This is a genomic window from Sphingomonas sp. (assembly GCF_017744835.1).
Classification (GTDB): domain Bacteria; phylum Pseudomonadota; class Alphaproteobacteria; order Sphingomonadales; family Sphingomonadaceae; genus Sphingomonas.
The window spans coordinates 603,524-628,558 of sequence record NZ_JAGIAM010000001.1 but is presented as its reverse complement, the minus strand read 5'-3'; the positions used below and the strand labels follow the sequence as shown (position 1 = coordinate 628,558).

The 25,035-nt window shown below is 65.0% G+C and carries 22 protein-coding genes and 1 pseudogene; 15 read left to right on the top strand and 8 right to left on the bottom strand.

Annotated elements, in window-relative coordinates; all coding sequences use genetic code 11:
- The first annotated feature begins 295 nt into the window (after positions 1 to 295).
- From J7500_RS02915 to rlxS, 6 genes are all read left to right on the top strand, one after another.
- A complete protein-coding gene (locus tag J7500_RS02915) occupies positions 296 to 595 on the top strand; it encodes a DUF736 domain-containing protein (protein ID WP_294059912.1) in 300 nt (99 codons plus the stop codon).
- A gap of 126 nt (positions 596 to 721) precedes the next feature.
- Entirely contained in the window at positions 722 to 952 is a 231-nt protein-coding gene (locus J7500_RS02910) for a helix-turn-helix domain-containing protein (RefSeq protein ID WP_294059909.1), read from the top strand.
- Positions 949 to 1,530 (top strand): S26 family signal peptidase, encoded by a 582-nt coding sequence (locus tag J7500_RS02905; protein ID WP_294059907.1) that lies wholly within the window; start codon positions 949 to 951, stop codon positions 1,528 to 1,530. Before J7500_RS02910 ends, J7500_RS02905 begins: the two co-directional genes overlap by 4 nt.
- Complete coding sequence (locus J7500_RS02900) at positions 1,518 to 2,129, top strand: lytic transglycosylase domain-containing protein (RefSeq protein WP_294059905.1); 612 nt, start codon at positions 1,518 to 1,520, stop codon at positions 2,127 to 2,129. The genes J7500_RS02905 and J7500_RS02900 overlap by 13 nt, the downstream gene beginning before the upstream one ends.
- Positions 2,130 to 2,364: 235 nt before the next feature.
- Positions 2,365 to 2,724: a hypothetical protein gene (locus J7500_RS02895; RefSeq protein ID WP_294059903.1), complete on the top strand. Its 360-nt coding sequence runs from the start codon at positions 2,365 to 2,367 to the stop codon at positions 2,722 to 2,724.
- Between the two features lie 251 nt (positions 2,725 to 2,975).
- The gene (gene rlxS, locus J7500_RS02890) at positions 2,976 to 4,940 is read left to right on the top strand and encodes a relaxase/mobilization nuclease RlxS (RefSeq protein ID WP_294059902.1); all 1,965 of its coding nucleotides are present in this window, start codon (positions 2,976 to 2,978) and stop codon (positions 4,938 to 4,940) included.
- A 20-nt stretch (positions 4,941 to 4,960) separates the two neighbouring features.
- On the opposite strand, the gene J7500_RS02885 is transcribed toward rlxS, so the two are convergent.
- From J7500_RS02885 to J7500_RS02875, 3 genes are all read right to left on the bottom strand, one after another.
- Positions 4,961 to 5,920 carry a hypothetical protein gene (locus J7500_RS02885; protein WP_294059900.1) on the bottom strand — a complete coding sequence of 320 codons (960 nt, stop codon included), beginning with the start codon at positions 5,918 to 5,920 and terminating at the stop codon, positions 4,961 to 4,963.
- A 90-nt stretch (positions 5,921 to 6,010) separates the two neighbouring features.
- Positions 6,011 to 6,442, bottom strand: a complete 432-nt coding sequence (locus J7500_RS02880; protein ID WP_294059897.1) for a nuclease — start codon at positions 6,440 to 6,442, stop codon at positions 6,011 to 6,013.
- A gap of 35 nt (positions 6,443 to 6,477) precedes the next feature.
- Positions 6,478 to 6,939, bottom strand: a complete 462-nt coding sequence (locus J7500_RS02875) for a very short patch repair endonuclease (protein WP_294059896.1) — start codon at positions 6,937 to 6,939, stop codon at positions 6,478 to 6,480.
- Positions 6,940 to 7,018: 79 nt separating this feature from the next.
- Between J7500_RS02875 and J7500_RS02870 the strand changes: the two genes are divergently transcribed.
- The 7 genes from J7500_RS02870 to J7500_RS02840 all read left to right on the top strand — a co-directional run bounded on the left by J7500_RS02870 (position 7,019) and on the right by J7500_RS02840 (position 17,549).
- The gene (locus J7500_RS02870) at positions 7,019 to 8,629 is read left to right on the top strand and encodes a DNA cytosine methyltransferase (protein ID WP_294059894.1); all 1,611 of its coding nucleotides are present in this window, start codon (positions 7,019 to 7,021) and stop codon (positions 8,627 to 8,629) included.
- Complete coding sequence (locus J7500_RS02865) at positions 8,619 to 10,130, top strand: ATP-binding protein (protein ID WP_294059892.1); 1,512 nt, start codon at positions 8,619 to 8,621, stop codon at positions 10,128 to 10,130. The genes J7500_RS02870 and J7500_RS02865 overlap by 11 nt, the downstream gene beginning before the upstream one ends.
- Before the next feature lie 122 nt (positions 10,131 to 10,252).
- Positions 10,253 to 12,862, top strand: a complete 2,610-nt coding sequence (locus J7500_RS02860) for a Z1 domain-containing protein (protein ID WP_294060662.1) — start codon at positions 10,253 to 10,255, stop codon at positions 12,860 to 12,862.
- Positions 12,859 to 13,875, top strand: a complete 1,017-nt coding sequence (locus J7500_RS02855) for a PD-(D/E)XK motif protein (RefSeq protein WP_294059890.1) — start codon at positions 12,859 to 12,861, stop codon at positions 13,873 to 13,875. The genes J7500_RS02860 and J7500_RS02855 overlap by 4 nt, the downstream gene beginning before the upstream one ends.
- Positions 13,872 to 15,914, top strand: a complete 2,043-nt coding sequence (locus J7500_RS02850; protein WP_294059887.1) for an AIPR family protein — start codon at positions 13,872 to 13,874, stop codon at positions 15,912 to 15,914. The genes J7500_RS02855 and J7500_RS02850 overlap by 4 nt, the downstream gene beginning before the upstream one ends.
- A gap of 137 nt (positions 15,915 to 16,051) precedes the next feature.
- Positions 16,052 to 16,678, top strand: coding sequence for an AbiEi antitoxin N-terminal domain-containing protein (locus tag J7500_RS02845; protein ID WP_294059886.1), 627 nt, complete (start codon positions 16,052 to 16,054; stop codon positions 16,676 to 16,678).
- Positions 16,671 to 17,549, top strand: coding sequence for a nucleotidyl transferase AbiEii/AbiGii toxin family protein (locus tag J7500_RS02840; RefSeq protein WP_294059882.1), 879 nt, complete (start codon positions 16,671 to 16,673; stop codon positions 17,547 to 17,549). The genes J7500_RS02845 and J7500_RS02840 overlap by 8 nt, the downstream gene beginning before the upstream one ends.
- A gap of 50 nt (positions 17,550 to 17,599) precedes the next feature.
- Here J7500_RS02840 and J7500_RS02835 read toward each other — a convergent pair whose 3' ends face one another.
- Positions 17,600 to 19,324, bottom strand: coding sequence for a hypothetical protein (locus J7500_RS02835; protein ID WP_294059879.1), 1,725 nt, complete (start codon positions 19,322 to 19,324; stop codon positions 17,600 to 17,602).
- 704 nt (positions 19,325 to 20,028) lie between these two features.
- Between J7500_RS02835 and J7500_RS18510 the strand changes: the two are divergent.
- Positions 20,029 to 20,220: pseudogene (locus J7500_RS18510) on the top strand (hypothetical protein); the annotation flags it as partial.
- Positions 20,221 to 20,335: 115 nt separating this feature from the next.
- Here the strand turns inward: J7500_RS18510 and J7500_RS02830 are convergent.
- The 3 genes from J7500_RS02830 to J7500_RS02820 form a co-directional block, all read right to left on the bottom strand.
- The gene (locus tag J7500_RS02830) at positions 20,336 to 21,514 is read right to left on the bottom strand and encodes a crosslink repair DNA glycosylase YcaQ family protein (protein WP_294059877.1); all 1,179 of its coding nucleotides are present in this window, start codon (positions 21,512 to 21,514) and stop codon (positions 20,336 to 20,338) included.
- 82 nt (positions 21,515 to 21,596) lie between these two features.
- Positions 21,597 to 22,571 (bottom strand): pyridoxamine 5'-phosphate oxidase family protein, encoded by a 975-nt coding sequence (locus J7500_RS02825; protein WP_294059875.1) that lies wholly within the window; start codon positions 22,569 to 22,571, stop codon positions 21,597 to 21,599.
- 15 nt (positions 22,572 to 22,586) lie between these two features.
- Positions 22,587 to 23,192, bottom strand: coding sequence for a glutathione S-transferase family protein (locus J7500_RS02820; protein ID WP_294059874.1), 606 nt, complete (start codon positions 23,190 to 23,192; stop codon positions 22,587 to 22,589).
- A 105-nt stretch (positions 23,193 to 23,297) separates the two neighbouring features.
- On the opposite strand from J7500_RS02820, the gene J7500_RS02815 reads away from it, so the two are divergent.
- Entirely contained in the window at positions 23,298 to 24,200 is a 903-nt protein-coding gene (locus tag J7500_RS02815; RefSeq protein WP_294059872.1) for a LysR family transcriptional regulator, read from the top strand.
- Positions 24,201 to 24,256: 56 nt separating this feature from the next.
- On the opposite strand, the gene J7500_RS02810 is transcribed toward J7500_RS02815, so the two are convergent.
- Positions 24,257 to 24,979, bottom strand: a complete 723-nt coding sequence (locus J7500_RS02810) for a Crp/Fnr family transcriptional regulator (RefSeq protein WP_294059870.1) — start codon at positions 24,977 to 24,979, stop codon at positions 24,257 to 24,259.
- Positions 24,980 to 25,035 lie beyond the last annotated feature (56 nt).

Genomic DNA, 25,035 nt, shown 5'->3' with positions numbered 1-25,035 from the left:
CCGACCTGCGGCAATTCGCCGCCATCGGCACGATCATCAACCCTGTTCAGGCGTGAATCCGTCCCGCGGCCTCTCCTGACACGGCGTCCTGCGGCAGGCCGTCCGGCGCCGCAACGCGGTCATGGACTTTCTTCCCCGGGCGCGTTCCGCGCCCTCCTCGCGGGCCAAGAAAGTCCGTGCCTTCGCGTCCTCCGCTCGCGCTGCGGTCCTGCGGATGCACCCCCGTTCCGTCTGCCGCCGATGTCCGCCTGTCGAGGCCGCAATGGGCGGCATCGCGCAGACAAGGAGATGTTTCATGGCACAGATTGGCACCTTCGGCCGCGACGAGAACGGCGTCTTCACCGGCTCGATCCGGACCCTGACGCTCAACGTCAAGGCGACCATCCGTCCCGTCGATCGGGACAACGACAAGGCCCCCGACCACCGCGTCTTCGCCGGCGCGGTCGAGATCGGCGCGGGCTGGACCAAGGCCGCGCGCGAGACCGGCACCGAGTATCTGAGCCTCAAGCTCGACGATCCCTCGCTGCCGTCGCCGATCTACGCGCAGCTCGTCCAGGGCGACGGGAGCGACTGGAAGCTCATCTGGTCGCGCTGACCGCGACGCCCGCCGGGGTGTCGGAACGCGAAATCGTTTCGACACTCCGCGAGCGGGGCCGGCGACCGGATGCTCGGGGACGCGCCGGCACTTCCGCCGCCGCAGCGATTCCGGACCCCGAGCGCCATGCACGACGACAGCGACATCGACCGCGCGGGCCGCGCCAAGCGCGGCTCGCCCTTCCTCACCACCGACCAGGCCGCCGCCTATCTCAAGATATCGCCCAAGTCGCTCAAGCGGCTGCGGCGCGCCGGCAAGGGGCCGGTGTTCCGCCGCCACTGCCGCTTCGTCCAGTACCATATCGACGATCTCGACGCGTGGAGCCGAGACAGCGGCACGCGGGAGCCGGGCAAGTGATCCGCCGTTCTACGGCGGGCGCCGACGCGCCGCTCCTCGCCTGGGGCGACGCGCTCAGGGCCGCGAAAGCACGGCGCCGCAAGCTGAACCGGCGCATGACGGCGGTGGCCGTCGGCAGCGTCGTCCTGCTTGGATCGGCGGTGCTGCCGCCCGCGCCGCGACTGGTCTGGAACGCCTCGGCGAGCGCGCCCACCGGCCTCTACGCGGTCGCCCCCGGCAGCCTCGCCGAGCCCGGCGACATGGTAATCGCGCGGGTGCCGGAGCCCTTCCGCCGCCTTGCCGCCACGCGTCGCTACCTGCCGATGAACGTGCCTTTGGTAAAGCGCGTCGCGGCCGCCGCCGGCGACGAGGTCTGCGCCCTGAGGCAGGAAATCTTCGTCAACGGGCGATCGGTTGCGAGGCGTCAGGTCACGGATGGCACTGGCCGTATCATGCCGACCTGGTCGGGCTGCGTGCGGCTGCGCGGGCGCCAGCTCTTCCTGCTGATGGATGCGCCGGCCTCGTTCGACGGGCGCTACTTCGGTGTGACCGAAGGCGCCGAGGTGATGGGCAAGGCGCGGCTGCTGTGGGCGCGGTGAGGCTCTGGGTTGCCGCCGCCGCACTTGCTTCCGCGGGCCCGGCGCAGGCCGAATCCGTCGCCGACTGGCGCCCCTATGTCGTCGAGGCCTCGACTCGTTTCGGGGTGCCGACCGCCTGGATCGAGGCAGTGATGCAGGCGGAAAGCCGGGGCCGCACCACCCTCGGCGGGCGGCCGATCCGGTCGCCGGCCGGCGCGATGGGGCTCATGCAGCTGATGCCCGCGACCTGGGCCGAGATGCGCGCGCTGCTCGGGCTCGGCACCGATCCCGACGACCCGCGCGACAACATCCTCGCCGGCACGTTCTACCTGCGGCTGATGTACGACCGCTTCGGCTATCCGGGGCTGTTCGCGGCTTATAATGCCGGTCCCGGGCGCTATGCCGAGCACCTCGCCGGGCGCAGGGTGCTGCCGGTCGAGACGGTCGGCTATCTCGCCAGCGTGGCTCCCTCGCAGCCGGCGGCTGCCGCCGTCATCTCTCGGCAAGCGCCTCCCGCGTCGATCTTCGCGGTGCGCAAGGATGCACCATCCTCCGCTGCGGCAGACATGAAACCACCTCCGGCATCGCCGCTGTTCGTCGCACTGTCGCAGGGGAATTGAGGCGATGTCGCGCGCTCTCGGGAGGGAGGAAGCTCGTCTCGACAGGCCCAGCATGACGGCTGGCGCAGCGGCTATCAAGGCCCGCGGGTGCCCCCCAATTTTCTTCGAAAATCGGTTCCCCCCACGTCCGCTTCGCGGCGCTTCCGCTCACGCTCCAGCGGCCCTGACAGCCGCTCCGCCAACCGTCCCTCAAACGCCGTTCTCGATGATGAGGACAGAAGTGTTGGAGGTCACCATGGACATGTCTCAGAGCATCGGAACGGCGTCGGATCTCGTTCTGGAAACGCTCAAGGCCGGACTCGAAATCGAATTCGGACGCGGCGCGGGCGAAGCCCTGGCACACCGTTTTCTCGAAGCGGAGGAAGCGGACTTTCGCTGGGATGCGCGGGTCGAGGAGCGCTGGATCGGCACATATGAAAGCGCCGACGACGAGGATTTCGAACTCGACCGGATAGCGATTTGCGGGCGTCTCGACGGCAGATGGTTCTGCGCCACCATGCTCGTGGATGGCGATGGCAACCCGCATGGCATGATGGGATGTCGCCAGTTCAGGTCGCTGGTGCGGGCGCGGGATGCGATGCTCCATGCGCACTGATCGGAAGCGTTTTCGCGGGGAGAGGCGGCGTCGGCACGGCGTCGTATTTCCCCTTTTTTTGAGCCGGAGAGGGAAGAGCGCAGGAAGGGAGGGGAAACAAGATAAAGGCAGTCTCTATCGAGACATGCCAAGTCTTTGTCTGCACATCCTTTTTTCGCGAGACTGTCTCTCACGGCCTGCGAGACAGATTTTCCGGGAATGGCGGTTTTCGGCCATTTCTGCCTCGAAATCGCGAGACTCGGGCCTGTTTGATGCCTGACGACGACTTCACGCCCAAGCTTGGCAGGAAGCGCGGCAAGGACGGCAAGCGCACTGTCAAATATGACGGGCGCATCCTCGCCGCGGCACGGCTGGCGGGAACCAAGACCGGGGTGCGGACACGGCGCTTCGACGGTAGCCGGATCGGGCGCGGCGCGAGCATGGGACGCCTGCTTTCCAGTCGCGATTGGCTCGCCGGCTTTCGTGGGCGCCGCGCGGTGGTGAAGGCGAGCCTGATCCGGCTGCAGGGCAAGGCCGGCCAGATCGCCAGCGCGCACATGCGCTACATCCAGCGTGACGGGGTCACGCGCGAGGGGTTGCCGGGCGAGCTCTATGGTCCGCACACAGACCGCGCCGACGGCGATGATTTCCTCAAGCGCACGGCCGGCGATCGGCACCAGTTCCGCTTCATCGTCTCGGCCGAGGACGGCGCCGAATATCGCGACCTCAAGCCCTATGTCCGGCGCCTGATGACGCAGGTCGAGCAGGACCTCGGAACGAAGCTCGACTGGGTGGCGGTCGACCACTTCAACACCGAGCGACCGCACACTCATATCGTGCTGCGCGGGGTCGATGATCGCGGCGACAATCTCATCATCGCGCGCGAGTATATTTCGCATGGGCTGCGCGAGCGCGCGTCCGAGCTGGTGACGCTCGACCTTGGCCCGCGCACGGATCGCGAGATTGAGGCGCGATTGCGCTACGATGTTGACCAGGAGCGGCTGACGGCGATCGACCGGCGCTTGCTGCGCCGCATGGATGCGGACCGGACAGTGTCGCCGGCCGACAACGATCCCTTCCAGCAATCGATCGCGGCCGGGCGGCTCCGAAAGCTCAGGGCAATGGATCTGGCAGAGGACATCGGCGGCGGTCGTTATCACCTCGCCGAGGGGCTGGAGGACACGCTCCGCCGCATGGGCGAGCGCGGCGACATCATCCGTTTGATGCAGCGCGAGCTGACCGCGCGCCGGCTCGATCGCGCCGGCGTTGAACAGGTCGTCGCCACCGAGCTCCGCGAACCGGTCGTTGGGCGGCTGATCAACCGGGGACTTTCCGACGAGCATCGCGATCGCCATTACATGATGGTCGATGGCGTCGATGGCCGGGTCCATTATGTCGATATCGGGCGGGGCGACGCGACGCCTTCGGTGCCTGAGGGCGCGGCGGTGCGGATCGAGCCGACCAAGGCCGAGGCGACGGCCGCCGACCGCACGGTCGATGCGGTCGCCCGGGCCAATGGCGGCCGCTACTCGGTCGACCTGCATCTGCGGCATGATCCCCAGGCCAGCGAAGCCTATGCCGCGAGCCATGTCCGCCGCCTGGAGGCGATGCGCCGCGCGGGCGCGGGACCCGAGCGGCATCCGGACGGCAGCTGGACCATTCCGAGTGATCATCTAGTGCGGGCGGAGGGCTTCGCGCACCGGCAGCAACGCGATCGGCCGGTGGCCCTCTCTATTCTGTCGCTGACTCCGATCGCCGAGCTGGCCGCGAAGGAAGCGCCGACCTGGCTCGATCGGGAGCTGGCGTCGGGCGCGTCGGGCCTGGTACGCGACGTAGGGTTCGGACGCGAGGTGCGGACGGCTCTGGCAGCGCGTCGCCAGTGGCTGATCGAGCAGCAGCTCGCCGACCAAATCGACCAGGCATTTCGGCTGCGCCAGGGCGCCCTCGAGAGTCTCCGGCTGCGGGAACTCGAGGATGCCGGCGAACGGCTGGCCGGGCAGCTTCGCAAGCGGTTCGAGCCTGCCAGGATGGGCGAGCGCATGGAGGGCATCATTGCCCGGCGCATTGACCTCGAAAGCGGCCCTCACGCGCTGGTCGAGCGCGCGCGAGATTTCACGCTGGTGCCGTGGCGTGATGTGCTCGAGCGCAACATCGGCAAGTCCGCGTCGGGCATCATGCGCGCTGACGGCATCAGCTGGCAGTTCGGCCGCGGCCGCTCCGGTCCCGCGATTTCGTGATAGGCTTCGAGATAGAGCGATCAGACTTCAACGGCCATCGCGTGGAGCAAAGGCAGGGGCTCGCAGTCGAATTCCTCGAGGAAGGCCTCGCTGGATCGAGCCCCGCTGGTGACCTCGTCGATGATCTGCGCAACGACGCTGTTGTGGTAGCCGGCAAGCCACTCGAACTTCGCTCGTACCTTGCCGGTCGTCGTCGCCAGCTTGTCGCGAACCAGTTCGGCATGCTGACCCAGAAACTCGAAATAACCGCCAGGGTGGTCGAACTCGGATTCGCTCGCGGCCAGATAATCGATGAACCGCACCCCGTCGGCGTCCACGCGAAGCAGCTTGTCGACGTACCCGGTCTCCATCTTCGCGCTGTGGCCTTCCTTGTGGAGCCGTGTGTCTGTGAGGAAGGTATCGTAGGCGCTCCGATCGACGACGATGCGCGGATGGATCGCCTCATGGGTCTCGATCTCGTAGGCGCGCACCATCGCGGGACCGAACACCGGGCCCTTGCCGTCGAGGCCGACATGCGCGTCGCCGATGGTCACGCCGGCACGGATCACCACGCCGCTGCCTACGCACTGGATCTGCGCGTGGAGCAGGTCGAGCAGCTCGTGAAAGAAGGCTCCATCGCGATACTGGGTATCGAATACCCGAACGCGCACCACGGCGTCCGACACCGAGTCCGCGAACGGCTGGCTGAACAGTCGCGCGTCCTTCATCCGTCGCGGTTTGTCGATCGCGTCCGGGGTCGTGAACTTCCGCAGACGCAGCATGATGTCGCGAATGTCATGGGCATGGCGGGTGGCGAGAAGATCGCGGAAGCCGAGCACGTCGATGAAGCTTACGATGCAAGGTTCATAGCCTTCGCCGGGCACGCGAGCCGCAATCTCGGCTGCCAGCTTCTCCCGCGCCCTTTTCCTTCTCGCGGCGCTGCGCTCGACGGACTTCACGACTTCGGCGACAGTTCGGGGCTTGCGCGGCGGCTTCGCCATCGTACGTCCTTCTGGTGGTAGAGAGATCAGAGGCGGGAACTCGGCGATCGCGGATGTAGCTGATTTCCTTCCCGTCGTCGTGTTAGAGCATCAGCTTCGTCGTGGCCGGCCCCGACCGCCTTCCGAAACGTCGGAACCGCGCAGGACGGCGCCGAGCGAGCGCCCGCCGAGGGTGCAGGTCGCAACGACACGGTCATAGCTGCGACTCAAGGCGCGACAGACCAGCGTCCTGCCCATTGCAAGGCGTTCGAGGCGGCGCTTGGCTTCGGAGCCGCGCGGATCGTGCAGCTCGGGAGCGTAGAAATCGGCGAGCCTGCCTTCGATCCAGCGCGACGGTTGACCGGCCGGACCGATGCACAGCCCGTCGCCATCGCCGACCCAGCGGACGACTTCGGAGAAGGTCGTCCCGCTCGCAGGCAGAGACCCTTCGCCGGAGTCGGCGAGTGCGGGAGGAGCCCAGGCGCCCGCGGCCCACGCGACGAGAATGGCAGGAGCGAAGCGGATTTTGATGAGGATGGGCATTGGGGAGACCGAAACTGCGGTAAAATACCGGAAATTCAGCTGCCGCGTGCTCTGATCAGACCGCTGTCGAAGTCCCGCTCCGCGCTCGGCAGCCATCTGAGCAGGTCATCAATGGTCCTCGCTTCGGCCGAGCCGCGAAGGCCGCACTCCCACACTCTTGCGATGCGCCAACCGGCCTCGTGCAGACGCCCTGCAATCTCCGCGTCGCGCTCGACATTGCGATCAAACTTGCTCTTCCAGAACTCCGAATTTGCCGCCGGATCGGTGCACCAGTGACAGCCGTGATGACGATGCCAGAAGCAGCCATGCACGAGGATCACGACCCTGTACCGAGGCAGCACGACATCCGGTTTTCCGGGCAGTTCGCGGGCGTGCAGCCGGAATCTGAAGCCCGCCCGATGAAGGGCGCGCCGCAGGATGATCTCGGGCTTGGTATTCTTGCCCCCGATCCCGGCCATCATCCGCGACCTGGTCGCTCGATCAACTATATCCGCCATGGCACGACTGGCTGTTCTACCTCGGGGGAAAGCTGATATGCATCAGCGATTGCGGGGTGGGCTTCTGAGAGCGTGATTCTTGCCAACATATTCGGTCGTCGACATTTTTGCAGGTCCGGGTGGCCTGGCCGAGGGATTTTCCAGCGTTCGCGGGCCCGACGGCGAGCGCGCTTTCCGCGTCGAGCTGTCGATCGAGAAGGAAACCGCTGCCCACTCGACTCTTCGGCTCCGCGCCTTCCTCCGGCAGTTCGGCGACACGCTGCCCGATCTCTACTATCGCTTCCTCAACGAAGGCGGTGACGAGCCGGACTGGTCGACATCGCATCCCGATGCCTGGCGGGCGGCCGAGAACGAGGCCTGGCAGCTCGAGCTTGGCAAGGAAGAGCCCGACCTTCGCCTCAATTCCCGGCTGGATGCCATCCGCGCCTCGAGCGGCGACAACCTCATCCTTATTGGCGGACCACCGTGCCAAGCCTACTCGCTGGTCGGGCGTGCGCGCAATCAGGGCAAGGAAGGCTATGTCGCGAGCGAGGATGATCGTCACTTTCTGTATCGCGAATATATCCGCATACTCGACCGGCTGCGTCCCGCGGCATTCGTCATGGAAAACGTCAAGGGCATGCTCTCGTCGTCCGTCGACGATGGCGAGAGCCGGATCTTCGACAAGGTGCTCGAAGATCTTCGTGGCGAACGACGCGGCGGCCAGCGCTACCGACTGATCGCGCTGTCCCCTCGGACCCGGCGTCAGAGCGAGTTCGGTGGGTTCGAGCCCCGTGCACCCGACTTTGTCGTGAGGGCCGAGGATTTCGGCGTGCCGCAGGCCCGCCACCGTGTGATCGTGGTCGGGCTGCGTGCTGATCTCGCAGCCGATCTTCCCGAGACCGCGCTCGCCGACGTTCTCCGCAAGCATAGCCTTGCTGCTACCGTCGGGCACGTGCTGGACGGAATGCCTCGACTGCGCAGCGGCCTCAGTCGAGGCGAGGACAGCGCCGCCGCATGGAAGGAGGTGGTCGTCGAGGCAATGGCGAGGGTCGCCGAGCTGGAAACCGGCCTTTCCGACGATCAGCAGCTCGCCTTCACGCTGACCGCTGCGAAGCATCTCGCGCGCTTTCGCGAGCAGAACGAGCTTCCCGGCCGCGAAGCGACGGGCACGGGGATTGCTGACAGCTGCCCCGCCGATCTGCGCGGCTGGCTCGTCGACCCCCGGCTTTCCCGCCTGCCGAATCACGCCAGCCGCAGCCACATGAACAGCGATCTCGGCCGCTATTTCTTCGCGGCCGTCTTTGGTGAGGTTACCGGCCGATCGCCCAAGGCTTCGGACTTTCCGGCCGAGCTCGCGCCCGAACACCAGAACTGGACCTCGGGCAAGTTCGCCGACCGGTTCCGCGTACAGGTTCGCGGCGGCCCGTCCACCACGGTGACCAGTCACATCTCCAAGGATGGCCACTACTTCATCCACCCCGATCCTCAGCAGTGCCGCAGTCTCTCGGTACGCGAGGCAGCCCGGCTGCAGACCTTTCCGGACAACTACTTCTTCAAGGGCAACCGGACCCAGCAGTACGTCCAGGTCGGCAACGCAGTCCCGCCACTGCTGGCGCGGTGGATCGGGGAGGCGCTCCTGTCGATCCTTTCGGCACGGGACGTTCGACAGCAGGACGAGGCGCCGCCCAAGGTGAACCGTGTCGCCTGAGTACGACATCGCCAGCCCCGCCGCGGCGGAGCTGTTCGAGTCCCTGCGCGCGTTCGGCTATGACCTTCCCACCGCGCTCGCGGACATCATCGACAACAGCATAACCGCCGCCGCTCGCAACATCTGGATCGACATGATCTGGGATGGCGCGGCATCGCGCGTCACCATTCGCGATGACGGGATCGGCATGACGGAGGACTCGCTGCGCCAGGCAATGCGTCCCGGAAGCCTCAGCCCGCTCGAGGATCGTGCCGCGAACGACCTCGGCCGCTTCGGCCTCGGGATGAAGACCGCATCCATATCCCAGTGCCGGTGCCTCACGGTCATGTCGAAGCCCAGTGGGGGCGTCACGGCGATCCGCCGCTGGGATCTCGACTACATCGCATCCACCGGCACTGGCGAGTGGCGGCTCCTGAAGGGCGAGACGCTGCTGAGCGAGGAGGATCGGGCGCTGCTCGACGCTCAGGAGCAGGGCACCGTGCTGTTCTGGGATCGGCTCGACCAGCTGGTCGGCGAGACTGGCCCGGACGACGAGATCGCGCAGAAGCATTTCCGAGAGCGCGCCGACGCGGTGAAGGCGCATCTGGCAATGGTATTCCACCGCTTCCTGCGCGGCCGCAATGCCATCCGGCTCCATCTGAACGGCAGGCTGGTCGAGCCATGGGATCCGTTTCTGGAGGACACCGACAAGGTCGATCCCATGCCGGCGGAAACGCTGGTCGCCGATGGCGAGGCGGTCGAGGTCAAGGCGTTCATTCTGCCGCATCATAGCCGCATCTCGCCCGAGCAGCACGCCGCAGCGGCCGGGCCGCGCGGCTGGAACGCGCATCAGGGCTTCTACATCTATCGCAACAAGCGGCTGCTGGTTGCCGGCGACTGGCTTGGGCTCGGCATGCAGAAGGAAGAGCATTTCAAGCTCGCCCGCGTTCGCATCGACCTGTCCAACTCGGCCGACCTTCTGTGGCAGATCGACGTGAAGAAGTCGCGCGCCCGGCCCCCGGCAGCGCTTCGCCGCGACCTGCTCCGCATCGCCCGCACCGCGCGCGGCCAAGCGTCGAGCATCTACCGCCATCGCGGCAAGGTCATCCAGCGGAAGCTCGGCAGTAACGACGTGTTCCTGTGGAACCCTGTCGTGAAACGCGGCAAGACCTTCTACAAGATCAACCGCGAACATCCGCTGGTGCGCAAGGTCCTCGAAACATCCGAGGATCGCGCGCCGGTGCGGGCGCTGCTGGCACTGGTGGAGCAGACCGTGCCAGCGCCACTGATCGTCATCAACAATGCCGAGACGCCGGACGGGTTCGGCCAGCCGTTCGAGGATTCGCCGGCAGACCTGAAGGCAGCCATGGCAGAGACCTTTCAGGCGCTTGTCGAGGACGGTCGCGACAGGCCGGGTGCCGCCCGCGCGCTGTTGGCAATGGAGCCGTTCAACCAGTTCCCCGAGCTCGTCGCCGTCTTTCTCGAGGAAACCGCAACAGGAAAAGCGCAGGAGAGCAGCTGATGGGGGCAGGTCCGGGGGCGCCGATGTTCGATGCGGCCTATGCCGTAGCGAACGGGCTGCTGATGATGGAAACGCGTATCACGATCGAGGCGCTCGAGCGCGCAGTCGCAACCGTGGCGGCAATGCCCAACTTCGCGGATGTCAATGCGGACCGCCTGCGACGCGAGCTTGAGGCCAACAACAACGTCCATGTCGGCGGCTACTCGGTCATCGACGATCGCGATTTCAAGGCATGGATCAAGGCGGCCCGCGAGAACCGGAAGTTCGATTTCTGGACGCGCTACCGCAAGTATCTCGAGCTCAGGAAGCGCATGCCGCATGATGTTGTCGAGCAGCTCGACGGGCTCACCGACGACATCCTCGACCGGCTCCGCGATCCACAGACCGAGGGGGAATGGGATCGTCGGGGTCTCGTCGTTGGTGACGTTCAGTCGGGCAAGACGTCGAACTACACCGGACTGATCTGCAAGGCGGTCGACGCCGGCTATCCCCTCGTCATCGTGCTCGCCGGCGTGCACAACAGTCTGCGCAGCCAGACGCAGATCAGGCTTGACGAAGGCTTCTTCGGCTTCGACACGCGCCTCAATCTGCGGGCCGACCAGGAGAACCAGCGCATCGGTGCCGGCGCTCTGCCCGGCGCTCCGTTTCTGGTCGCGCATTCGCTTACGAGCGGCAGCGAGAGCGGCGACTTCCGTCTCGGTACCGCGCAGGGCACCAAGATCATCCCGGGCGGCAAGGATCCGGTCGTGCTGGTCGTCAAGAAGCGCGTCAGCATCCTCGACAACCTCTGGAAATGGCTCGCCGTTCGCAGCGAGAAGGACGAAGGCACGCCCGGCGGCCGAATCATTCGCGGCGTGCCGCTGCTGATCATCGACGACGAAGCCGACTATGCGTCGGCCAACACCAACGAGTACCGCGACCAGGACGGCAACATCGACGAGGACGCGAACCCGACCAACACCAACAAGTTCATTCGGCGCCTGCTCACGCTCTTCGAGAAGAGCGCCTATGTCGGCTACACCGCCACACCGTTCGCCAACGTCTTCATCCATCACGAAGGGTGGCAGAAGGACGTGGGCGAGGACCTGTTTCCGCGCAGCTTCATCATCAACATTCCGGCGCCGTCGAACTACATCGGCGCGGAGAAGGTCTTCGGCCTCGCGCGGCCGGGCGCCGAAGGCGAGAGCCAGGGATTGCCGATCATCCGCGAGGTTGATGATGCCGAGACGATCTTCCCGCCGAAGCACAAGAAGGAGCTGGCGGTAGCGGAACTGCCCGGGACGCTGCACGAGGCGATTCTCGCCTTCATCCTCGCTTGCGCGGCCCGCCGTGTCCGAGGCGACGTCTCGGTCGACAACTCGATGCTGGTGCATGTCACGCGCTTCACGCTCGTGCAGCAGCAGGTCGCGCGACTGATCGACGAGGAAATGACCGACATCCGTCGTCAGCTCGAATACCCTGGAACCGGTGGCGATGCGCTCGAGAAGCTCGAGGCGCTCTGGCGTGACGACTTCATGGCGAACTTCCCGATCCTGCACGAGCTGCTCGCCGATCATCAGCTTGCTCCCGTCGAATGGGATCAGGTTCGCGAACAGCTGTTCGACGCCGCCCGCAGGATCACGGTTCGAGAGATCAACGGATCGGCCAAGGACGCGCTTGACTATGCCGAGCACCCCGACGGCCTGTCAGTCATTGCCGTGGGCGGTGACAAGCTGTCCCGCGGGCTGACCCTGGAGGGCTTGTCCGTCAGCTATTTCGTTCGAACATCGCGGATGTACGACACGCTCATGCAGATGGGCCGCTGGTTCGGCTATCGACCCGGCTATGCCGATCTCTGCCGGCTCTACACCTCTTCCGACCTGGTCGCCTGGTACCGGCATATCGCCGTCGCAACTTCCGAGCTGCGCGAGGAATTCGACCTCATGTATGCGACCGGCCAGACGCCGGACCAGTTCGGCAACCGCGTCCGGGCCCATCCGAACGGCATGCTGATCACTGCGACGAACAAGATGCGAGCGGTCGCTCATGTTCGGGCAGGATTTTCGGGCACGATCTCGGAAACCGTGTCATTCGATCTCGCCAGCGCCCAGCGCAATCTCGACGCCTTCTCCCGCTTCATCGAAGGGTTGCCCGTCATCCAGCCTCAGCGGGACCGCTACATCTGGGCCGGCGTGGCCGGCGCCGATGTCGCCGCGTTCATGGCAGGCGTCGAGACCGCACGGGAATCCTGGAAGGCGAACTCGCGCGCGATTGCCGACTATGTTCTGGATCGACTCTCCGATGACAAGCTGACCGACTGGACCGTGGCCCTGCTTGCCGGCGGTCGCGGCGGCAGCCGTCGCGAGATCGGTGGATACGACATCCCGCTGACCAAGCGCGAGAACCGGGCACCCGGACAGCGCGGCAAGTACACCATCGGTCGCCTCGTGAGCCCCTCCGACGAAGCGCTTGACCTGAGCCGCGAGCAGCAGGAGGCCGCGCTTCAGGCCACGATCCGTGCATGGGATTTGAAGAAGCCGCCCAAGAAGGATCAACCATCGACCCCGAGCGGCCCGTTCATCCGCCGTCAGCGTGATCCCGGCCGGGGTCTCCTCCTTATCTATCCGATCGACGCCGGTGATGGCACGCCGCCGTTGATGGGCTTTGCGGTGAGCTTCCCTTGGGACGACAATGCCCGGGAGATCGAATATGCCGAAAACAGCGTGAAGCAGCTCGAGGATCTGTTCGATTGACCCCCGCCGAGCTGACCGAGCGCTGGACCGACCTCGCGGCCGCGCGGCGAAGCACGTCCGGCACGGAACGCCGGCGGCTCGACGCCGAAGCCGCGGTCGACGTGTTCGCCTGCATCTTCTGGCCGCGCGGGCGCAGCGGACTGCTGATCGAAGGCGTCGCCTGTGTCAGCGGCCTGTCGGACCGTGTGCCGCGCTGCCGGGGTGTTCGTGTCCTTCTCGACACCGAGGAGATCGAGGGGGACCGGGAACGGGCCAGCCTGGTCATCATTCTTGAGGAAGAGCGGCTGCGCGAGATCTTCGCCGTCCTTTCCGCCGACCTCGTCAACGCCATCGTGGCCGAGCCCGACCCGGCAACGGCGCTCCGCCGTTGCGTCGATCGCCTGTGCATGTGGCAGGGCCTGTTCGACCGCATCGCGCCGGAGGGACTGTCCGAACAGCGGCAGCGTGGTCTGTTCGGCGAGCTGGTCGTGCTCGAGCAGCGCTTTCTCGCGGACGGCGCACTGCTGGAAGGCGTGTCCGCGTGGGTCGGCTCGGACAGTGCGCATCAGGATTTCCGCCTCGGCAGGCTCGCTGTCGAGGTGAAGACCTCGCTCGCCAAGCGTCACGCACGGATCGCCATCTCGAATGAGAAGCAGCTCGATGAGCGGCCGCACGATCCGCTGATTCTCGCGAGCGTCCGCCTTGACGAGAGCGAGCCTCACGGCATCTCACTGCCCGATCTGGTCGCCCGCTTGCGGGCAAGACTCGCGGGCGACGAGCCGGCTTCTCGCCTGTTTGACGATCGCCTGCTGCTTGCCGACTATCTCGACGTGCATGCGCCGATCTACGAGGCGCATCGCTACCAGGTCGTGTCGACACGATGGTTCCGTGTCGAGGGCGACTTCCCGCGCCTGACCGACGCGAATCTTCCGGCTGGCGTCGGTGACATCACCTATTCCATCATCGCCGACGATCTTGGTGCCTGGGAGCTGGCGGACGACGCGATGATCGCGCTCATCGGAGACGCCGCATGACCGAGACCGAGGAACTGGCACAGTTTGCCCGTGACCTGCAGCAGGACGTGTTCGCGAGGGCCGACGCGGCGGAAGACGGCGCCCTCCGGGCGAGCGCATTCACCGAGCTGATGATCGAGCATCTCGTCGACGCGTCGGAGGTCGACGACGGTACCGCATGCGACTTCGAGGGGCGCGGGATGCGCTGTAGCGGATGGTATCTGTCCGAGGATGGCGATCGTCTCGACCTTTTCCTGTCCGTGCCGCGTCTCGACGGCGAGGCAGGAACGGTGCCCAAGTCCGACATCGATACGGCGTTCAAGAGGCTGTCGACCTTCCTGGTCCGGTCACTCGAGGGACAGCACAAGGGCATGGAGGCAGCGCTCGATCGCTACGACATGTGCCGTGCAATCCACGAGGCGCGCGACGATCTCAGCCATGTCCGCCTGTTCGTGCTGACCGACGGCCTCGCGACTGTCGATCGGATCGACAATGACATGATCGGCCGGATCGAGGTGTCCAGCCACCTCTGGGACCTGCGCCGGCTCCTGCGTGCCCGGTCTTCAGGCGCGCACCGCGAACCGATCCGCGTGAACTTTGCCGGCATGGGGAGCCCGGTACGCTGCATCGTCGCCAGCCCGCCCGAGGCAGGCTATCGCTGCCTCCTGACCATGCTTTCCGGCGACGTGCTGGTCGAGATGTACCGTCAGCATGGACCCCGTCTGCTCGAGCGCAACGTGCGCAGCTTCCTGCAGCTCAAGGGCAAGGTGAACCAGGGCATTCGCAAGACGATTCTCGAGGAACCGCAGATGTTCCTCGCCTTCAACAATGGGCTCTCGGTGACGGCCACGGGGGTCGAGCTGATCGATCATGGTGACGGAACCGCCGATCTCGTCTCGGCCAGCGACTTCCAGATCGTCAACGGGGGTCAGACCACCGGCTCGATCTTTCGCGCATCGCGCAAGGACAGCGTCGATGCGTCGAAGCTCCAGGTTCCGGTCAAGATCACCGAGATTCTTGTCGACGGTGACGTCGACGAGATTGCGCCTCGCATCTCCCAGTCCGCCAACAACCAGAACAAGGTGAACATGGCGGATTTCTCGTCCAACCATCCATTTCACCGGCGCATGCAGGAACTGTCGCGCTCGATCTGGGCACCGCCGGCTGGCGGGCTGCAGCGTCAGACCCGCTGGTTCTACGAACGCGCCCGCGGCCAGTACCACGATGCGCTTGCGCAGAATCGCACGGATGCAGAGCGCCGCAAGTGGGAGCTCATCCATCCTCGCAGCCAGCTCATCACCAAGACCGATCTCGCCAAGTACGAGCACAGCTGGTCACAGCTGCCGCACATCGTCAGCCGCGGCGGTCAGAAGTGCTATCTCGATTTCATGGACGTGCTGGAGCAGCGGGGCACGTTCGAGCCTGACGAGCGCTATTTCGAGCGCGCGGTCGCCCGTGCCATCCTGTTTCGCCAGGCCGAGAAGATCGTCTCACGGCAGAAGTTCGGCGGCTATCGCGCGAACATCGTGACATACAGCCTCGCCTGGCTGTCGCATCATACGGAACGGCGTATCGATCTCGACGGCATCTGGTCCGCTCAGGAGCTCACGCCCGCGCTTGCCGGTTTCATCGAGACGCTGAGCGTTCAGGCTCACGAACATATCACCAACCCTCCGGGCGGTCAGAACGTCACGGAATGGGCTAAGAAGCTTGCCTGCTGGGAGGCCTTCCGTGATCTCTCCATCGAGATTCCGGCCGGTGTGCGTGGCGAACTCGTCACCCGCGATGGTGCCCGCGCAGCAGAAGGTGCGCATGTCTTCGAGGAGCAGGTCAGCGCCGCGGAAAGCGAGCAAGTGGCGCGTGTCGCTGCAGTAGCGTCCCAGACCTGGTTCGACATCGCGGCCTGGGCCAAGGATACGCAAAGCCTCCAGCCATGGCAGCGCTCGATCTCCTTTACCCTCGGCAAGCAGGCCAGCATCGGCAAGCCGCCGACACGCAAGCAGGCGGTGCAAGGCGAACGTATCCTCGAGGAAGCCCGCTCTCTCGGCTTTCGCGGCTAGCGGGCTGCAAATGTGGCAGGGAGCGCGTTCGCTTGTTACATATCCTGGGTCTATGCGAAATGAGACCCAGGATATGTAACGGGGGTGTGTTACATATCCTGGGTCTGAAATGGTCCAGACCCAGGATATGTAACAGAATGGCCGACTCTCCTTCCCGATCGCAGCGGCAAAGGCTCGCGGACATACTCGCGCGGCAACCGATCGTACGCGCCTACGAGCTGCGGCAGGAGGGAATCGACCCGCCCACCATCTCGCGAGCTGTCCGCGCCGGCGAACTCACTCGAATATCCCGCGGACTGTATCAGCGCGCCGACAGCGACATTGACGCACATCAGGCACTGGCGGAGGCCGCAAAGAAGGTTCCTCGGGGGGTCATCGCAATGGTTTCCGCGCTGGCCTTTCATGAACTGACGGACCAGATGCCGCGAAAGGTGTGGGTTGCGGTCAGCACAAGGGACTGGAGCGCGCCGGCGCCCTCCTACCCCCCGGTTCGCATTGTCGAGCTTCGGGACCGATACATGCAGCAGGGGATCGAATATCACACGATCTCGGGGACCGAGGTTCCCATATTTTCCATTCCGAAGACACTGGCGGACGTTTTCCGGAATCGCCGACTGGTGGATCGATCCGTCGCGGTGGAAGCTCTCCGGGCCACTCTCGACCAGCGCAAGGCCACACCCGCATCGATCGCGGACGCGGCGATTGCCGGTGATGCCTGGAACATCATGAAGCCCTATCTCGAAGCGCTCACATCCAATGGGTAAGGCGCCCGTCAACATGGCCGCGTCGGTAAAGCAGCGGCTCCTCAATCTCGCTCGCAGCGAGGGGCGAGTCTATGATGTGGTGCTCGTCCGCTACGCGCTCGAGCGGCTGCTCTATCGTCTGTCGATCTCCGCACATCGCGGCTCCTTCATTCTGAAGGGCGGCATGCTCGTCACCCTCTGGCTCGAGAGCACGTCGCGCGAGACGAGGGACGCCGATTTTCTGGGCCATGGAAACAGCGATCCCGAACATCTGCAAAAGGTGTTTGCGGAGGTTCTCTCGATCGACGCCGGGGACGGCTTGATATTCGACACTGCAAGCCTGAAGACCACGATCATCCGCGAGGAAATGGAATACGGTGGCATTCGGCTGCGGGCCGAAGCTCATTTGGAGCGAAGCCGAATTCCGGTGACGATCGATATTGGTTTCGGCGATGCGCTCGCTGATTCAGCCCAGACGATGGCCTATCCGTCAATGCTGGGCATGGAGGAGCCGGAAATCCGGATCTACCCACCTGCCTCGGTCATCGCCGAGAAGTTCCAGGCCATGGTTGCTCTTGGCGCCGCCAACGGGCGGATGAAGGACTATTTCGATCTCTGGGCCATTCCGAGAGCCCTGCAGATTGCGCCGGAAGACCTCGATGCGGCGATCAGCGCGACCTTCGATCGGCGAGGCACGGCGCTACCCGCCGAGAGGCCGCCGGGACTGTCCGACGCGATGCTGACCGACGCCAAGCAGGCACAATGGCGGGCATACGCCGCATCGCTGGATCTGAAGGATCTCGCCTTCGAAGAAGTCATCAATGCGGCATGGGGCCTCGTCGGCCCGTCATGCGAGCGCCTGTCAGGCGCCAAGTCGCCGCCGGTTCGATGAGCAAAGGCGCCCTTTGGCCCGGTTTGACAGCGGATGCCGGGCAGGGGCGCCTAGACCTGCTCCTGCTCGATCGTGAAACGCAGGTTTCCGACGGTCCAGACACTGGACGGTTCGGGCAGATGCTCTTCCTGTTCCGGCGTACTCAGAGCCCTCAGCTCCTCGATCAGATCGCCTGCCGAGGCATCGCCTGCTCGCTCCTGAAGTCGCGCTATCGCCGTGACGAGCTGATTCCAGTTGGAGAATGTGACATCGTCATCGGCTACAACCTGTCGGAGCGAATGCGCGTAGTGCCGCGTGAGAACAAGCAGGCTGATTTGGGGTCTCGCCGAACCGGACGGCAGCCGAAAGGTCGCGCGAAGTTCGGCCGTGCTCGCGGCGGCGAGCCATGAACGCACCTTGCGAAGCCATTCGCTCACCTGCTGATTCAGCCGGCCGGTCCTCGCCAGCATCGTGGCGAAATCCGCGCCGTACGGGTCCTGATGCTTCAGCTGCGTAAGGATCACGCGGTTGCCCGACGCCTCGACAATCACCAGATCGATGTCCGTCAGAACCTTGCCGGCCTGCCTCAACTTGATGTTGCCCCGGAATTCCAGCGTGGGAAGCACCGAGCGGATCGCCTTCTCGACCGATCGTTGCATCACCCCTTCCCGGGCCCGCTGCGCCCGGTCGTACTCCTTCGGAAAGCTGTGCTGCAGCGAATTCAGGAGAAACAGCATGACCTCATCGCTGGTCGCGCCCGCCAGGGGCCTGATAACGTGATCGTCGGAGCACTGGATCAACGGCGGGATCGGCGCCCCCGGACGATCGAGCAGCGCCAGATTGCGCCTGCTTACGGAAAGCACGTCGAAGATGATCCGCACGTCGTCATCGGTCACCGGCACATGGCCTTCGAACCGCTCGCCGAACTGATTGATGAACTCTCGCAACCCTTCGAGAAAGCCTGCGGTCTCGACCGACACGGTGAGGATGTCCTCGATCCTGATCGAAGGCTCCTTCTCCAGGAGTGCTCGCACGAATGCACGGTGCTTCATCGCCACTGACACGATGAAGGTCGCTGCGAGCTTGTAGTTCGCGAAGGTCACGCCACCGAAGATCGTAGAGAAGTGGAAGGTGTCGAAACCCTTGGCAAGCAGCATGTCATTGTAGGCGTGCCCGAAGAAGTAGAAGTCCAGCGCGGGATCGGCCTCGTAGCCGATGAAGTGCGTCGCGAAGGGATAGACGAGATCGGTAAGCAGTGCTCTGACTTCATCGCCGATCCTGGGCCCGACGATCGCTTCGTAGCCCTCCGCGAGACTTCTCCTGTAATGCCCAGTGTGAAGACGCTCGAGCTCGCGCTCGTGCAGCTCGAGATCGGCCACCTTCGCGGGCAGCACGATGCGGAAGCGATCGGGCAGCTTCTCTATCCGAGCCCCCTTTGCGGTCAGGCTCTGCGCCACGCGCCGGCCGTGCTCGATTGCGCCGGCCACACCGATGAGCGAGAGCACCGCACCCGAGTAGGTGAGGTCGCGCTGGATCGTCACCGTCGGCGCATCGAACCGATCGTTTGCCTGCATTGCCAGCTTGATGATGCGGACCACGCCGATGCGCATGAGGTACGATCGCTCCTGATCGGCCTCCGTCGGCTCGGCTCCGAGGTCCACACCTTCGAAATCGAGGTCGAGCTCGTTGATGGCGATCCGCATCAGCAGCCCGAGACGGTCGGTCGCGACTTCAGCCGCGAGAACTCGCTCCTCCTGATTGAGGCTTTCGTAGAATTCTCGCAGGCTGTCAGTCACCTGACGCTGATCCCCCTCTGCGCACCCCAGTCTCGCGAACCTACCGGCGATCTATGGGCGCCGCTTTACGTCCAGAGGGGCTCTGCTGCTCGCGCATGACGCATTGAAATATATGCCTGCAATATATCATGGGTGTAGATGACGCACGGAATTCAAGGTCGGCCCTCGTGCTGGAGAATCACTGACATAGGGGTGGCCCACCCGCTTATCTGTCCGAAATTTGTAGTTCTATTTCGGACATGAGCCCAACCGGCCCGACGCCCAGAAGGACTCGAACCGCCCGTCCATTCACGTCCAGCCTTTTCCACGAATCCAGATCGTGCTATCGATGTCCTTGGCGAGTTTGCAAGTCTATGATTTGACTGCGAAATCAATCGCTTAGCTGCCCAGCGATCAAGCTCTTCTGGCACCACTTTCCCCATCCATCAGCGTCCATCGGCGTCGCGTAAGTGGCTGGGGAAAAAGCCTTTTTCCAAATATCTTTCCGACGAGATTTGGGCGGGTCCGCCGACATACCACCAGTTTTGGTGGCACAATCAGCAGTGGATTCGCCGTTTTTCGAACGGAGATACCCATGGCTCCTACAGCTCTTGCGATCAGAAATGCGCAGCCTCGAGCGAAGGCCTGCAAGCTCAGTAACGAGCGCTCCCTCTTCCTCCTGGTGATGCCGAACGGCGCCAAATGGTGGCGCTTTTCGCTATCGCTTCCTCGACAAGCGGAAGACGCTTGCGATCGGCGTATGGCCCGAGGTCAGCCTTGCCGATGCTCGCGTCAAACGCGACTTCGGGCCAGATGGTCGCGGACGGCATCGACCCGACGGTCGCGAAATAGCGCCGGAAGCTCGGCGCGCAATTCGATGCCAACGCGGCCGATGGGCTATAGCGGCGACGAAATGACCGCCCGCTGCTTTCGAGCGATGGCCTGCGACGCTGCGCAACGAGATGGAGTTGCGGAATCCCGACGCGATCGACGCCGACGCGCCGCCCCGAAAGCGGCCGCCCATTTTGAAGCTCAGGAAACCCGAACGATCTCGCCGATTCGAACGCCATTGAGCCCAAGCCACGCAGCGAGCTGATCAAGTTCGTCACCCAGCCGCGCAACCGTTTCGGCGGGCGCGCCGGGTTCGAGTGTCACGCGATGCGCGAGGAGCATGCTGGCCTGGCGATCGGCCTTGAGATCCGCTCGGGCGACGAGCGCTTCGTCCATGAGAAAGGGCAGGACGTAGTAGCCATGAGTGCGCTTGTCCTGCGGCACATAGATTTCGATGCGATAGCGAAATCCGAACAAACGTTCGGTGCGGCCGCGCTCCCAGATCAAGGGGTCGAATGGCGCCAGCAACGACGCAGCGCGCACGCTGCGGGGTGCGTGGGCTTCGCGATGCATCCACGCTTTCTGACTCCAGCCCTCGACGCGAACCGGGACGAGCGTGCCCGCTTCTGCTTCGGCCGCTATGGCGTGATCGGCCTCTTCGGGTTTCAGGCGATAATAATCGCGCAGGTCCGCAGCGGTTGCGACCCCGAGCGCACGCGCGCTGCGCTCGATCAATGTGCGTTGCGCGCTCGCCGTATCCGGGGTGGGCAGATCAAGGATAGCCTTGGGCAAAACACGGTCAGGCAGGTCATAGACCCGGGCGAAGTTCCCGCGGCGCGTTGCGGTGGTAATCTTGCCCGCCCAGAATAGCCATTCCAGTGCGTGCTTGGTGTGACTCCATTCCCACCACCCGCTCTTGCTCGATCCGTTTTCGAAGTCCGCGGCCGTCATAGGCCCCTCCGCGGTTATACGGTCGAGCACCGCCTGCGCCTCAGCTCTTCGCTCGGCCGCGAAGCGCCTCAGGCCTTGGTAACCGATCTCGCCGCGTTCTGCGCGGGCCATCCGCCAGCGCAGCACGGGGTGCAGTTCGAGCGGAAGCAGGGAGGCTTCATGCGCCCAATATTCAAACATGCGCCGCTGGCGCATCGGGCCCCAAGCGTCACGCTCTATCAAGTTGGGGTCGTAACGCCCAAGCCGCGAGAAGGCGGGCAGATAATGTGCCCTGGTGAGCACGTTCACGCTGTCGATTTGAAAGAGCCCGAGCCGATCTAGCGTCGCTCTTAAACGGTTGGGGGTTGTTCGCGCGGGTCGAGGAATGCCGAATCCTTGGGCTGCAAGAGCGATTCGTCGCGCTTCTTCAAGTGAAAGATTTGTTGTCACTTTCCACTGCTTGATCGTTCGGTGCGGAACCCGTCAACCCGAGATCCACGGGCAAGCATCGGACGCTGCGCCCCCGCCACAGTCAGGAATTCGATGAGCGAGGAGCCCAGGCGCCGGTCGCGAGCAGATGGGGCGAGAGCATTTCGTCGTGCGCGCGCCAGCGGAGCGGGCTGGCGCCGGGGCGAAGCACGATGCGGCGCGGCGCGAAGCGCCACAGCCGCTCGCATCCCGCGAAGGCCTGAATCTCGGGGCTGTCGAGGATCAGCTCTGCATCGCCTGTCATCTGGAGCAGGTCGCCACGCTCGAAGTCGATGAACAACAGCCCGGCATGCCCATTGGCCAGGATGTTGCCCAGCGTGTTGAAATGGCGGTTGCCCGAAAAATCAGGGATGGTGAGCCGCCCCTGCGGGCCCAGGCGCACGAACCCCGGCTTGCCGCCGCGATGCGAGACATCGACCTGGCGGCGTCCGCCTTCCAGCTCGACATGGCTCGCGACGAAGAAGGTGTCGGCTTCCTCGATGATCGCGCGCGCCCGCGCATCGAGGGCGGCCAATGCCACCGGGGCTCCGGGCGCTCCGGCCTCCCAGCGGAACTGGCGGAGCTGGATATATTTGGGGCAATTGCCGAAACTGTGCTCGACGGTGAGGCTGAAACGGTCGGCGCCGTGCCGTCGCATGCGCCCGTTGACGCGGTTGCGCCGCCTTGTGTGCAGCTCGATGCCCAGCATTCCGATATCGGCCCCCTCGACCATCCCAGCTGCCGCGGGATCGCCCGGCGCGCAGCCGGCCGCGACCTCGAGCACCGCCGGATCGGGCGAGTGCAGGAAGCCGGGCGCGCCGGTGAGAATCGTCGCCCAGCTGTCGCCGGCGTGGTCCACCGTGCCGACCAGCACGAAAGGCAGCTGGGCGAAGAAGTCGCGGTGCTGGTCGGGCATGAAGCTGCGGATCACCTTGCGCCCGATCGCGTCCATCTTCTCGGCCGCGCCGATGCGCTGCTGGAGCGCGATCTCGGCAGCATGGAACGGCGAGGCCGAGGGAAGGGGGGCGCCGGTCGGCACAGGCTGGACTCGCGGTCAGGCGGCCAGCGCCGCGACGTCGAACGGCAGGAAGCCGGGCAGCGCCTCGACGCGCTTCAGCCATGCCGCGACATGTGCATAGGGTGACAGGTCGACATTGCCCTCGGGCGCCTTGACGACATAGCTGTAGAGCGCGACGTCGGCGATCGTCGGACGGTCGCTCGCGATCCAGTCGCGCGTCTCCAGCTCGGCGTCGATCAGCGTGAGGATCGCGTGGGCGCGGGCGATGACTTCCTCCGCGTTGAACTTCGCGCCGAAGATCGTGACCAGCCGCGCCGCCGCCGGGCCGAAGGCGATCTGCCCCGCGGCGACCGACAGCCAGCGCTGCACCGCCGCCGCGCCTGCCGGATCCTCGGGCAGCCAGTCGGTGCGGCCGAGCTTCTTGGCAAGATAGATCAGGATCGCGTTGGAATCGGGCACCAGCACGCCGTCGTCGTCGAGGAGCGGCACTTGTCCGAAGCGATTGAGCTTCAGAAAGTCCTCGGCCTTGTGGGCGCCGCTTTTCAGATCGAGGGCGACCAGTTCGGGCTCGATGCCCAGCAAGGCGCAGAACAGCCGTGTGCGATGGGCATGGCCCGACAGAGGGTGGTGGTAGAGTTTCATCCTGGGCTCCCGAAAAATCGGCTTGGGAGATCGCCTATTCCAACACCGAGAAGAATGGCCGTAATGGGCAATTGATAATTCCGGAATCTGGAATAAACCGTCGGCATGGATCGGTTGCAGGCGATGCGCATCCTGGTGAAGGTGGCAGAGACGGGCAGCTTCGCCCGAGCGGCGCGCGAGCTCCATAGCAGCCCGCCTGCTGTCACGCGCGCCGTAGCCGGGCTTGAGGAACGGCTCGGCACCCGCTTCTTCGTCCGCACCACGCGCTCGGTCACGCTCACCGAGACGGGGGCGAGCTATGTCGAGGACTGCCGCCGCATCCTCGCCGAGCTCGAGGAAGCCGATGCGCTGGCTTCGGGCGCGTTCGCGACGCCAGGCGGCACGCTCACCATCTCCGCCTCGACGCAGTTCGGGCGGATCTATGTGCTCCCGATCCTGATGGAATATCTCGATCTCCACCCCAAGGTTTCGGTGCGCGCGCTCCTCGTCGATCGTGTGACCAACATGGTGGAAGAGGGCGTCGACGTCGCGGTGCGCCTCGGCCATCTGCCGTCGTCGAGCCTCAGCGCGGTACGCGTCGGGACGATGCGGCGCATCGTGTGCGGCGCGCCCGGCTATTTGCGCCGTCGGGGGGTGCCGCAGGTTCCGGGCGACCTGCTCGCGCATCAGATCGTCGGCGCGACCGAGGCCTGGAACTCACCCGACTGGCATTTCGGCGGTGGCAGGCCCGTCACCGTACGCGTGGCCCCGCGGCTGCTGTGCAGCACCAACGACGCCGCGATCGAGGCCGCCGTCCAGGGTTGGGGGCTGACGCGCGTGCTGTCCTATCAGGTCGCCGCTCTGGTCGAGCAGGGGAAACTGGTCCCTGTCCTCACCGACTATGAGGAAGAGCCTTGGCCGATCCACATCGTCCACCCCGAGGGGCGACGCGTAACGGCCAAGGTCCGCGCCTTCGTCCAGCTCGCCACCGCGCGGCTGCGCGCGAACCGGCAGATCAATCCGGACTGAGAGGCCATCGAAATGTCCGAACCTGGGCCGTCGAGCGCTCAACCGAAGTTTGAGGGCTAACCCTCGCACACGTCGTCAGGCGCCCGATAGATTTCCTGCTGGGCATAGGCGATCGTCCGGCGGCACGAGCAAGCCGCGGCCTCGAGGCGACCGAAGTCGATGATGTCGATGCCTCCGCGCCGGCTGCGAATGAGACCGCCGCGCTGCAGCGCGGAGGACGTGACCGCGATGGTCGAGCGCTGGACGCCGAGGATGTTGGCAAGCTCTTCCTGCGTGAGGGTCAGGTGGCTGCCCTTGTGGCTTCGCGCGGACGCATCGAGCAGCACGCGGCACATGCGGCTTTCTACCCGATGGATCGCAGTGCAGGCGACCAGCTGGCGCGCCTCGACCAGCAGCGCCTCGACTTGCTTGTGGATCGCGACCCTGAGGTTGGCCGAATGGTCGAAAAGATCGCGATAATGTGCGGCACGGATCCGCCACGCGATCCCGCCGATCTGCACGAGCGCACGCGAATAGCTGATCCTGCTGCCGCAGGCTTCGAAGGCGCCGAAGGTGCCGTTGCGCCCGACCATGCCGCCGCTGATGCTTTCGCCTTCGACGCTTTCGGACGCCATGCAGATCAGCGCATCGTCGGGGAACCAGACCCACAGGATCTCGGCGCCGGTTTCCTGGAGCACGTCGCCGCGGTTGAGCTCGACCCGTTCGATCTGGGCCGTGAACTTCAGCGCGATGGCAGGCTCGATTTCCGCGAGGATCGCGTTCTTGGGATTGAAAGTCATGGTGCCCCCGAAGCTCCGGAGGGTGTCCGGCGCCCGAATGAAGAGGTATGGAGCCC